A 13306-nucleotide genomic window follows, 5' to 3' on the forward strand; every position below is an offset into this window, starting at 1 on the left:
AAGACTAAGGGTCTCCACGAAAGAAACCCTTAATATATCTGAAAATAATAAATTAACGCTTAATAAGATGATTAATCTTACAAAATGATATGTTCAAGTTTCACATGAAACAGTTTAGTAACATTCGATATACACCGGACCCGCTAAGCCGGCAGGGATTGTTTTCCAGTTTGACGCGTCGAAAGGTTCATAGTCGATGTTGACGAATTGACTTCCATTATACTCCCGCCATTTCATTTTCCGTCGATCCATATAGCGGATTCGATTGGCCATTAAATTCGCTACTTCGATTTCAATGGTGTTTTTCCCTGGACGAACAAGATTTCCAAGTCTTAATTTATAAGGAAGGCTCCAAATCAATCCAGCATCTTTTCCATTAATTTTTATACGGGCACTTTCAAATAAGCTGTCCAACTTTAAAACATATTCCTTTGCAAAGCCTGCGGGTAATTCAAAAGTAGACATGTAAACGGCTTTTCCGGCAAAATTATTTGCTGCGCTATCTTGTAGATCTGTCCACCGCATCAGGCGATCCAGATTTCGTGCTTTTGGAATCGTTGGCCCCCCATCCTTAAAGGTTAATCGCCATTTTCCTTCTATAGCGATAGACGCAGTGGGCTTTTCCAGGTATTGCCAATCTACCAGTTCTTGGTGCTCTTTATGTAAACCTGCCAAAATCCAGGACTCACCGGGCTCCAACTGTACCCTCACTTTCAGTCGGTTATTTTTAGACATGATTGCTGCTCTTCCGGTTTTTTCCGAAAGGGGATCCAAAATATACCAAGAAGCACCTGCTCCATTAAATGTTACATATTCGTCCACCCGTTTTCCGGTTAAATTGACCAGGTAATAATAGTGATCTGTTCCAACTTTCCGCCGAACAAATCGCAGTCCTGTCTTCACCAAGGCTTCCCCGGGCAAACTTACTTCCCGGAGACCGTCACGCAAGATTTCTTTCACTAAAATTTTACCTTTACCAACCTTCGGTTGCCTCGACATCTTCTTTATATTTTCCAAGACCTGAGCAAGTTTCATTCTACGCCTTTCCAGATCGTGAGCACCGGGAACATCCTTCGGCAAGGATTGAAAAATAAGCGTAGCGCCATTTTCCGCCAAGTGAATAAGTCTTTCTAAGGTTTCTACGGGCATTTTGTCGGTTTTCGGTATCAATAAAGCACGATAAGGTAAGGACTCCTTACCTGTCACCCAATTTCCATCTTGAACCTGCAGCTTTTCAAGCAAATGATCGGATACAAAATCGAAAGAATAGCCTTCTTCCTGTAATTGCAAAGCCTGCTTATAGAATTCAGTAGGATGTAACCATTCATCGATATCGTGAACCTTCAAGGCCCTTAAAGCTCCCTTTGGCTGATGCCATATATCATAGATCGGCCAATAAATCAGTAATTCATTATCCGCTTTTCCTGATTGCAAGATCGATTGTACTCGGGTGATATACCGGTTCATCCCGTCTAAATGGCTCCATAAGCTATTAGCCGGCACAAAATTCACGGACGCATAAAAGAGCCATCCCGGCCAAGGCACCTCTCGCGGAGAATAAGTCGTACCGTGGTAAAACACATGATTAATCCCGGCCAAAAACACTTGGTCCACTTCCGGTTTACATTGCGCCCAGGACGTTTTAAAGTGTTCCGTCAGCCAGGTGAAGGTTTCACTCGATACCAGATTCTTACCGGTTACATGCGCAGCGGAAGAAGCGAATTTTAACATCATTGGATCGGGATCCACATTACGTATATCGGCGCTATCACGACGCAGCCCCGGTATCGGAAAATAACTCGAACCAAAGGTTTCTGCCTCCGGTATATCCACCGCCGCATATAAATCCAAGAGATTACCCGGCGAACCGTGCGCTTGGTTTTTTGTAATACCATGCTGTTCATGCGCCCAATGAGTCCAATGCTTGGTAAAATTATCTAAAAGCATCTCTGCCACCGTTTCGCGGTAATCAGATTTGATACGCGCGACCTGCTCAGTTGAATCCCGACTTAGCAAATCGCGTACATAATACCGTAGATCGTAACCTCGGTTAGCTCGGAAGGTTTTAAACAGTGCTTCCGTCCAGTCTGCTCCATACACCTCATAGCTATCGTTATAGAAAGCCCTTATTCCAATACGCTCTTTACCTAATGCCTGTGTGTACGGTTGAAGATAGCGATCCAGTGCCCCTTTCGAAAAGTGATCGAGCGTTAAACCTTCACCACCTGGCGCTGCACGTTTTACCTGCTGCTTGGTTTTTCCCAGAAACAAAGCATATAATTCCCACGTACCCTTATCGGCCATCCAATGGAGTGTACCGGAGCTATCCACTTTATCCGTCAATAAAAGCGTTTTATTATCGGGACCATATGCGGTTAAAGAGATTAAGGGAGCGTTGGGTTGTTTCGGATCTGAAGACCTAATCTTTTCTTGCAACGGTTGTTCCCCTTGTAATTTATACGTGCCTACTATTAGCTTGGTAGCCGCATCGGCTGTATCAACTTGCGGTCCGCCAAAAGGCCAACCGGTACCATTAGTTAAATCGACTCCCATCCCCAGGCTATCGGCCGTTTGCAAGGTAAACCGTAAGCGCTTCATCCACTCGTCCGAAAGGTGTTCTATGTATTGATCTTCATAACCTTTTGCTCCATATATGGGTGCAATTTCTACCCCGCCAAAACCGCGTTGTTGATATTCCTGAAGGAGGCTACGTAGGTTTGCACTATCTACCGCATTTCCCATCCACCACCAGCGCGTCCAAGGTTTCATCTCTTTAGTAACTTCCGGCCAAAGGGTATCGGGTTCGCGCTGGCATCCTGCTGTTAGCGCGAGACTTATAATGAATAGGTATTGAAGTTTTTTTAACATCTTTATTAGTGAACAAGGGAACCTGTTAGTTGGGAACCGGTCATACTCCATGCTCCCTATTAACTACTCCCTATTAACTACTGTCTACTCCAAATGAAACATCATTTTCAAAGGTTTACTCACGGGCGAATTATCTGCATTTGTTTCCATAATATCCGCCATATAGGCCCACCATTTTTTCACCAATGGATGATCTCCCAGATCCTGCGAAGAACTGCCATTTTGCCTTTGTACCGCAAACAAGGTATTCGTTTCTTCGTCCAAAAAAATAGAATAGTCGGCTACGCCTGTTTCTTTTAGCAGTGCGCTTATTTCCGGCCATATTTCATCATGCCTTTTTTTGTATTCCTCTTGGAATCCCGGCATTAATTTCATTTTAAAAGCGATTTTCATTTTGAGGTATTAGCTTATAGCTATTAGCAGTTAACACATCGCTAATGCCTTATGTCTAAAGGCTATTAGCTAATTTATACACTTCCGTTCCGGCCAGCAGAAAACAACCCAAGCCGTAATCCTCGAAGTCAGGTTTGCTGGTATAGGTAACCGGTTGGCCGTCCTTCGGCTCTTTTCCAGTGCCTTGTACATAACCCAAGAAACCGTTCTTATGTAAGGATTCCTTTGACAACGCTTTCCAAGCCTTGGTTACGATCGGCAAGTATACCTTTTTATCCACCAAGCCTTTGTTGATCGCCCAAGCCATCCCGTAGGTAAATAGCGCTGTTCCCGTCGCTTCCTTCCCTCCAAAGTGCGTAGGATCGTGTAAACTTACATTCCAAAAACCGTCTTTCCGTTGCAAAGGAGCCAATGCCGCTAGCATATTGGTCAAATCCGTTAAATATTCCTGATAATGCGCGTCGCTTTTTGGCAATTCGTCTAAGACCCGCACCAAAGCCGCTACTACCCAGCCATTACCACGTGCCCAGTAGCAATCCTCACCATTTGGTTCTTTGTAAGGCGGAACAAAATCCTTGTCGCGCCACCACAGTTTATCTTCGGGATTGTATAAACCATTTCCTCCCTCCTTATATTTGGTATGCGCGTACAGTGCGTACATTTTATCAAAATATTTCGGATCATTATAGGTTACACCCAACTTTACGAATATAGGCATAGCCATTTGTATGGCATCAATCCAATCCCAATCATCTACCTGATCGCTATTGACCATCGCATCGATGTTATCTTTAATCGCTTTGATCTGAATAGCTTGCTTATCTAAGCGATACAAGTCGATATACGTTTGACCGCAGCATTGGTTATCCGCATTGCGCGTAAACAAATCACGTGCAGGTGCCCATTGGTGTTTTTCTCCCCATTGCGTAGCGTAGTTGTGGTAACGCTTATCAGCATCAATTGTATACAATGCCATCAAGCCTTCGTAATACACCGCCCTGGTCCAGATATTCGCCGGGCGCTCTTTATTCGTAATGATTGTTTTTCCCGCGTCGGGCCATTTCTCCATAAAATAGTTATTAGCCAGCCGAAGCTGCTGTAATATTTCGTCTTTCTTTGGCAATTTTTGCCCATAACCAGGTAAGCCAACCACTAACAAGAAGCATAGTGTTGTTAGCGTTTTCCGTAAGTTTCTATTGCGTATTTTATTCATCGTTATTAGTTATTAGCAATTAGGTATTAGCTGACAGCTTTCAGCGATCAGCTATCCCAAATCAGCCTATTTTCGTTTAATAAATTTTTTCAAGCCCATTTTAGGTACTTTCTTTATCGCTTCTACAAGCAGCGCTGCATTCTTCTTTGCACCTTCCAAATCAGTGTGCGTATGGTCGTCGGGGAAATAGGCTCTCACCTGTTCCCGTCCTATTTGATCATAATAATCAGCAACCAAATCGTGCAGTGGAATAAATGTCGCCCCTTCGCGAGCGGCTACTTCTTTTGCCCATTTCGGATATCCATCCGTGTCACGCGCTATCTTATTTTCTTCCCATCTATCACGAGGAATAGGCGAACATACGATCACCCGAGCCCCCTTTGCTTTCGCTTCGCGAATAAATTTAGACAAATACCAACCGTATGTATAAACAACTTCTTGCTGCTTTGTAATGGGATTATATATCTCCTTTTGTTCCTCACCTATGCCTTTCAATGTTCCACGTGCTCTGGCCGTATCGTCCAAGGGGCTACCGTCATTATGCCCAAACTGCATCATAAGATAGTCGCCGGTTTGGATTCGGTTTAACACGTTATCCCATAAGCCTTTGGTTATATAAGTACGTGTACTCGTTCCTCCCAAAGCATGATTTTCGATGGAAAGACGCGTGGTGTCAAAATAAGAAGACAGTAGGCTCCCCCAGCCCCACTGACCATTGCTGCCATCACCTTTACCATTTTTGACGGTAGAATCGCCAATAATATATAAGGTTGGCTTTCTGTCAACCGGCTTCATTGCCAACAGTAGGAGCAACAGTATACTGACGAATGGTTTAATTTTTGATGAATGCATCGATTTATTTGGCTTAATATAATATCTTTTAAATATGGTGCAAAGGTTTGCTCTCGCCTGCCCAATGGCAGAAAAAATTTATTGATTATGCTATTGTTACTTTCTTCCGCAGAAAGTAACCAAAGACTCATCGCTTGGAACTTTGCTTCATCGGTAGTGCCTCCACGTGCTAACCGCAAATTTCCTAGGCGATACTTTAGTAGAATGGAGGGCCTTTACTTTTAACCAAATTTATTAAATATTAATCTATTGTTTAATATATGAATCGTATGGCTATATCACTTTTTATGCTACTATAATACATCAAATCAAGCAGGCCGGCAACCTGTAGCGTCCTGTTATGTTACTTTCTTCCGAAGACCACGACATAGCTTGAACCGAGTGAAACGAGCTCATGAACTTAGCGCAGCGTTCTCACGAACGCCTATTAGATAATTTAAATGGTGAGTAATACCATTGAAAATAAATACTTATAAATAATGCCGTTAAAAACGAACTAATGATGGAAAAAAGTAACCAAAACCGAAGAGCGAGCTAAGGCATTTTTTTAAATCCTTCCGCTTTCGCCTGCCACGAACCGTCTTTTGGAAATCCCGGAAGCTCGCCCTCGCTTCCATCCCATCCACCGGCCATCATGGCTATCGCTGCTAATACGCCTCCATTTCCAGGCAGATAAATACGTAATCTCCCATCTTGGTAGTTATGACCATTCCTAAGATATGTATTTGTTTGTATATCCATAAAGAGTGCATCAAGTGCTTTTTCGGGCAGGCCCAGGCGTGCTGCATTCATGGCAGTCATCGGGAAATCCCAGCCCCAAGTATCGGCCCACGACCAGGTCTTCCAAACCGTATCCAAGGTACTTTTCATCACGTTCTTATCTAGTTTGGGTGATTCAGGAACCATGCCTAAAGCGCCCAGCACGGCAGGATGATCCGTCCGCCATTTTGGGTTGGTATAAGAATCCGTTGCGCTCTCAGTTGCTAAGTAAACACCTCCTTGAACCGGCAGTGCTGCCAACTTCTGAATCACCTCATTCCATTTTTCATTGGGTTCCATGCCTGCCCGTTTGCGCCATTGTTGTGCAATGCGCAAGGCCCAATCCCAATAGGCAACCTCATAGGTTGGATTGAAAGTTTCAGCCGCTTTAAAAACCTCTTGTGCCGGAATTACGCCTTTACCTAAATTATAACGGGCTTTTACTTTATCGTAAGTCGGAAATGACGCCATAAAGTCGGCCGTTTCAAAAACCAGGTCTTTATATTTATCAATGACTTTGGGGTCTTCCTTATCCCGATAGGCCAGTTCCGCCAAATAAATAAAATGCGGCTGTTGCCAAATAAGAAACGCGGCCACGGAAGAAGGACTTTCATTGCCTTCGTTGTCTGACATTTTTTGCCATCTGGCACCCTCATATCCCTGACGTTTGGCAATTGCTCTTGCCTTCTCCACCGTATTAGCATAATAGCCGAGGCTTTTTTCCATCAGGTCTACACGACCCCAAAGTGCAAAATGCACAGCATGCCACCAGTGCATCTCCGTATGTGGTTTACCGAACCAACTGTTGAATGTCAGACCCGTCTCTTGCGGTGGATAATGTCCCGCACACTGTACCTTCGTTAAGTACTGCGACAACACCACGCGTCGCTCAAGTTCTTTCGCCCGTGGATCTTTACTCCCGGCAAAATCAATAGCTGCCCCCCGGTTCCAGAAGTCGGCCCAAGCTTTTGTGCTGCTAGCCAAAGTCTCATCGTATAAAGACAGCTTTCCCTCCATCTTTTTTTGCGAAAAGGCAGCACTGAACTCCAACAGATCCGTGTTTCTTCCCGGTTGAAAAACAAAATAATGATCTTCTTTACCTTTGTTGAGCTTACCTTCGGTAAAAGTAAGGCTAGTTTCATAACGCGTTCCCTGGAGCTGATGACTAATATTGGCAAAATGTGTATCGCTTACTTCGATTTTAGTTTGGTGCAGCTCGGGGTGCTCCCAAAAGGTTCCCTCATCCAAAAACTCCGCTGTTGGGTAAGGATAGCGTATATAGATTGCCAAGCGCCCTTCCTTAATTAAAGGCGATTGCACTTTAACTGCCAGCTGATCCTGCTCTTGATGGCCGGCGGTATACACCTCAACCGGCTCGCCTTCCACTTGGAATGAACTATGAATTTCACCTGTCCATAAATTCAGTTCCTGGTGAATATGCGTTAAATCTTTTGCTTCTGCGCGTTGACCATTTTTTTTGTACAATTCAAAACCAATATTTCCCAATTGAAGTCGATGCGCATTCTCACGAAACCAATCAGTGGCTTCTTTATTTCGTTGAGGTTCCTTCCATTGTACACTATATTTGGCATCTCTTCCTTCGTTGTTAAAGTCGTAGCTCTTCAATGTTTCTTCAAAGCGGAAGTTTTTTTCGTTTTTAAAGCTATCCCACGCCCATTCCGATTGCGTTCCCAAGGCCACTCCCTTTTCGTACAATAAAGGAAAAGTCTGCAAGCCTGTCACATCAACTGTAAATGCAAATTCTCCATTACCCACGGTTAAAGAGCTCAATGAATCAATAGACTCATTAACAACATTATGCCGGGTTACTACGGCTTTTCGATCAATAGAATCGTTCTTCTTCGTTTGCTTTTGATTACAGGAGAGTATTCCAATCAAACAGCAAGTTAATATCGATAAATAATGTCTTTTCTTGTATATCATATTTGTTATTGGTTATTTGTTACTAGTTATTCGTACTGACTACTTAACCATTAGGCTATTTAACTACTTACAAGGCAGTAAGCTTTAAGCGCACCTGCCTACGTTACTACATTGGCTAATTGACTAACCGAGCGTAGCGAGCTCATAAATACCTTTAAAGTGAACACGAATGAATAATTCCCTACTCAACAACTTCTAGTGTCATTCCCATCAAGCCTATTACTACATCATTGGCTATCGCTCGCAATTCAAGTGTCTTCAGTTCCTTCGTCGGATCGAGCGAGAAGTCCAATAGCGTGGCGGCGCCACCGTCGATTGCCCGCTTCGTAAATCCCTTGATTTCATCATAACTTCCTTCCCCTCCGCGTACGAACCGGCCGGTTTTCAAATGCAACCGATAGGGTTTTTCCTTCAGTAGGGAAAAAGCATAACCATCATCCTCATAATCCTGCTCGATCGGCCACCAATTATCGGGATTTCGGAGTTCCAGCTTTTCTTTGGTCCCGTCCGCGTAAACAATAGTCACTAGGCCATTGATGAACTGGCTCTGCATGGGGTTGGTGGTGCCGGCCATTAGCAAATAAACATGCGAGGCTTTGCCTGTTAGGGCAAGGGTCTTCTTTGTTGGGTAGTTGTCCCACTGCGAGGTAAACAGGATATCGTTTCCATCAACCGATAATTTTATTGGTACACCATTTGGCAAGCGTATATGACCCTGTGCCTTCGCTAACCGTTTGGTCCCTTGATCATCTAAAACAGGTTCAATCAAGGGATAGCACCAATTACCGATACCTTGCCAAGGTAGTTGTAAGGTCGGCGCACCCGGTCGTGGACTTAAGTAACGTTGCTTAAACAATTCTGTTATTTTTCCGTTGAACTCCTTACTTAAGTCCAGCATTTCATATTTTCCTGTCCGTATAGCTGCTTTCTCCAGAGACGCGCTGCGACGATAAGCATCTTCAACGCGTACATCCACAGGCATCCACCATTGCGCATTCCCTTGTCTAAGCTTTACAAAGAACAATGATTTCCCCACTCGCTTGAAGGAAAACTTCCGTTTCTCATTTGAGGAATCCACCAATACTCGTTGTGGATCGTACACCTCTTCAAGCCGTGCTTCACGGATATCCAAGTTCAGATCCTGCCCCAAAACGACACTATTTTGATAGCCCAGTTCGGCTATTTCTTTATCAGCCCACTCGATCTCAATGTTGTAGCTTGCAGTCTTGGGTATCGACACCTGAAGTGTCGGCTGCCCCAGTGCTTCCTCTATCCATGTGCAGTTAACGTCTTTTCCATTCACCCTTACCTGCTTTACTGCCGCTTTTTTAGTGCGCAACAGCAATTTCAAGTTCATACTCCTTTGGTATCTTGGCGTGATTTCATAGTGATCAAGCAATCCCGAGCGCTTAAAAGAAAAACTTATATTGGGAACATCTAAATCCGCTTCATTCCACGATTGTGGTAAACCGGGACGTATAGTAAGCGTATCAACTAATGCATCCGGTAAAATGCCGAATAGCCCCTCCGTTAATGTGCGCGCTGCGACGCCGATCGGATCGGCAAAATCACGGTATAACTCGCCTCTTTGCGCATCATAGAAAGACAATTGCTGAAAATTACCCGGACTGGCACCTAAGTACATGCTTTCTATAAGGTTGCTTTTCCACAATCGAAAGGCATCTTCCGCTTTGCCTCCCTGCCAGTACGCAAGAGCCGTTTGTAGGTTTTCAGCAAGTGCCACATTGTTGATCGACCAAGTGTACGGTTGCCAATTTGTTGTAGACAACGTGTAAAGTTGCTGCTCCGATAGGCCGGCCGCCCGTATGGGGATATGGGGAATATGCTCGTCAACATAAGTTAACGACTGATAGCGCTGAAAGGGTGTAGCCATGCGGGTATCCAGCGCATGATAGATTGTCCACAATCCTGGTTGCTCGTGCCTTAAGCCCTCACCTAAGAGATCCTTATATTCGGCATACCAGCCTTTATCTTTTAACCACAAATACTTGTTTACTGCGTCCTTAATTTTAGCAGCCTCCTGTTTATAAGGGCTTGGATCTTCACCAACGATTGCGGCGAGTCGCGCCGCCATCTCAAAACCCCGATAATTATAGGCCGAGGTGTGCGTTACGCCACCACCACTATACTGCAGGGCATCGCTTGCCCAAATGGCGCAATACGCGTCGTATAGCCCATCACCGTCCTGATCAAAATTCCGTTTCTCCCATGCCAGGTGCCTTTTGATGACAGGCCAGCTAGCTTTTATAAAGGCGGTATCACCTGTATATTGAAAATGGTTATATAATTGGTCAAAAAACACCAAGTTCATATCATAGTGATGCGGTTTGGTATTATCATTGGGATTTCTAGAGATATATCCACTGGAGAACACGGTTGTGCCCATCTCTTCAAGCTGTCTTGCCAAATGCCGCGAGGTATCCGGTACCACTGGCCCCTTCTCAGGCTCCAGTACCTGAGAACGAAGGTAAGCTGAAAAATGCAATTTAGCGCGATCATGCCAGCCCAGCGGATCAGCCACATAAGCCCCTCGCCAGGCATTTAAGCGCATGCGCCAAGCCACGGCGCCGTGTAAGTAGGTTGGAAACTCCCATATGGCGTCCGCCGCAATCGCCAATGCACCACCCAGCGTGTTGATATAAGGATCGGGGGTTTTAAGCTTTACGCGCTCCGTTAAGCCCTTCCGTTTTTCTTCAGCCTGTTGAAAAACTACTTCCAATGGCGCCTGACTTTTTTCCCGTTGGATTGCTATATAAACCGGGTGTTCGTCTTTTAGCAGATATTGAGCACCCAACACCGGACGATCAATGGATGAACTTTCCCATAATTCAGGCAACTCCGTCAGCTTATCTGCATTTAGCAGCTTCAGGGACGGTTGTCCGGAAAAAGCACCGAACAATTCCTGCGTTTGCTTTTTCTTATTTAAAAAGTTCAAATGGAATCCGCGATTGTTTAGGGTAAACGTATTCGCTTCGCAATTCTGGGGCAATAAATAAAAGCTCGATTCCGGGTCGGCACCTATGTCGCCGGCACGACTGAAATTTTGCCCACTAGCTCCTCCATAGATGGCCCAAAGTTTAATTGAATGTGCGATATTTCTTCCCTCTACGCGAAGAATCAAACCTTCATTCTCCGCTTGTGCCAAAACTTGCACCGTCAATCGTCCATCACCTAACAGTGTATCTTTAATCCAGTAAATCATTGTCCCCGGACGATACCGAGTTTCAATATGATCCGCATCAATCAGTCTTTTATAGTTCTTACCATCGGTCAGCACAAATTGTAAGTTACCGCCCATGCCCGGCAAGTATAAAGCAAATTCAGGCAAATCGCCCGCTTCCACGCGAAAAGCCGTATTCGTGCCATACAAGGCGCGATTAAATCGCCGCCTCCCTTGCACCAACACAAAGTCTTCGCCCTCGGGTTTGTAATGTACCACTCGTTCTATACCGTGCCATAAAGGCTTATGGTCATTTTCCTGCGCGTAGGATGGATCGCTCGATAATATCATACTTATCGATATGATCATGCTCAGAAAAAATGTTCTTTTTTTTATCATAACCAATTATTTACTTTCTTTCTCCGCGAAAGAAAGTAACAAAGAAAGCTCTCGGCTGAAAATGTTCTTTGAGCCTCTATGCCGTTACATAGCTTGTGCTACCCGAACCTTTTGAGGCCGATCTTTATTTATATGAAAGTTAATTCCTTCGACGATTCCCTATATTTTAACCAACAACAAAGTATCAAATAAAATTCAAACACTCATTCCATATGGCCATTCGGGCCTACACGCTAAACCTTTGAGCGGCTGAATGAAGATCGCTTTACGCTAAACGAATAACCAATAACGAATAACGAATAACCAATAACTAATTAACTCCTTTTGGCGCCTCCATCACCCTTCCATTGATCTTCACATCCTCAAAGACAAGGTTCTTAACATGGTCGACCTTAAAGGGTTCTTTAATTCCTTTTAAATTGCAATTAATCATTCGCAGATTCGTTACCGGCGACTGCTGATAGGCTGCAACCATCAGCGCGTATTGCCCACCTTTTTCGACGTTCAGATTTTCTACCCAAATATTACGGATCGTAGGAATGTGATTCCCCGGTTTTTCATAAAACATATTGCACTTGACAGCGGCTTCTTTGAACGTGCCGACCTGTACATTTTTCATAAATACATTTTCAATGATCCCTCCACGGCTCGAGCTCGTCTTTATCCGCAAGACACGATCCAAGTTAGGACTATCCATTTCACAATTGATAGCATAAATGTTCTTAGCGCCTCCAGCAATCTCACTACCGATGACGACGCCACCATGCCCATCTTTCATCACACAATTCTCGATAATATGATTTTCTGCCGGGCGACCGATATTGCGGCCGTCTTCATCTCTTCCCGATTTAATGGCAATACAATCGTCGCCTGTATCGAAATAACAATCGCGTATCCATACATTTTTACAAGCTTCCGGATCGCAGCCATCGTTATTGGGCCCATGACTAATCACTTTTACCTTTTCAATCAGTACATTTTCGCACAATACGGGATTAAGGTTCCACATGGGTGAGTTAATCAACTTCACATCCGCAATCCATACATTTTTACACTGATAGGGCTGTATAAAATTAGGTCGTAAATAATGCCCATCACCAAAAATCCGCTTTTTGGGATCTACTTCCTCATGCATCATCTCATGCAAAGCATTCCGCGCAGGAGTTTGCTTACCGAGCTCTTCTCGCCAACCGTATTTTTTAGCACCACACCACCACCACCAATAATCGTTATTGGCATTCCCATCCAGTATACCATTTCCGGTAATGGCAATATTCTCCTCCCCATAAGCATAGATAAACGAGGCATAGTTCATACATTCCATCCCCTCCCAACGCGTGAAAACAATCGGATAATCCGAGCTATCCCGACTGAATATAATCGTGGCACTGTCCGCTAAGTGTAGATTTACATTACTTTTTAGGTATATTCCACCGGTGAGAAACTTTCCATAAGGAACAACGACCCTTCCTCCACCGCTTTTATGACAGGCTTCAATCGCTTTTTTGAAGGCTTCGGTATTTTTGGTTTGTCCGTCACCAACCGCACCAAAGTCCGTTATCAAAAAATCCCGTTCTAGGAAAACAGGCGCTTTAATCTGTCGCTTAAGCATTTCTATTTCCTGCTCCGGTTGCTTAGCGGAAGTCCATGCCTTCTCTTGCGCGTAACTATTAATTGACCAAGCTAACATAAAAATG

The 13306-nt window shown here is 44.3% G+C and carries 7 protein-coding genes; all 7 read right to left on the reverse strand.

Features of this window, described 5'->3' with window-relative positions:
* Positions 1-114 precede the first annotated feature (114 nt).
* Positions 115-2868 carry a glycosyl hydrolase gene (locus FKG96_RS25885; RefSeq protein ID WP_130858168.1) on the reverse strand — a complete coding sequence of 918 codons (2754 nt, stop codon included), beginning with the start codon at positions 2866-2868 and terminating at the stop codon, positions 115-117.
* Positions 2869-2952: 84 nt separating this feature from the next.
* Complete coding sequence (rhaM, locus tag FKG96_RS25890) at positions 2953-3261, reverse strand: L-rhamnose mutarotase (RefSeq protein ID WP_130858169.1); 309 nt, start codon at positions 3259-3261, stop codon at positions 2953-2955.
* A 55-nt stretch (positions 3262-3316) separates the two neighbouring features.
* Positions 3317-4474, reverse strand: coding sequence for a glycoside hydrolase family 88 protein (locus tag FKG96_RS25895; RefSeq protein WP_130858170.1), 1158 nt, complete (start codon positions 4472-4474; stop codon positions 3317-3319).
* A gap of 66 nt (positions 4475-4540) precedes the next feature.
* Positions 4541-5326 (reverse strand): rhamnogalacturonan acetylesterase, encoded by a 786-nt coding sequence (locus FKG96_RS25900; protein ID WP_013663780.1) that lies wholly within the window; start codon positions 5324-5326, stop codon positions 4541-4543.
* 534 nt (positions 5327-5860) lie between these two features.
* A complete protein-coding gene (locus FKG96_RS25905) occupies positions 5861-8029 on the reverse strand; it encodes a hypothetical protein (protein WP_130858171.1) in 2169 nt (722 codons plus the stop codon).
* Between the two features lie 181 nt (positions 8030-8210).
* Positions 8211-11609: a DUF4450 domain-containing protein gene (locus FKG96_RS25910; RefSeq protein WP_130858172.1), complete on the reverse strand. Its 3399-nt coding sequence runs from the start codon at positions 11607-11609 to the stop codon at positions 8211-8213.
* Positions 11610-11919: 310 nt separating this feature from the next.
* Entirely contained in the window at positions 11920-13299 is a 1380-nt protein-coding gene (locus tag FKG96_RS25915; protein WP_242627391.1) for a glycoside hydrolase family 28 protein, read from the reverse strand.
* Between the last annotated feature and the right edge of the window lie 7 nt (positions 13300-13306).

The organism is Olivibacter sp. LS-1, assembly GCF_008245145.1.
Classification (GTDB): Bacteria; Bacteroidota; Bacteroidia; order Sphingobacteriales; family Sphingobacteriaceae; genus Olivibacter; species Olivibacter oleidegradans.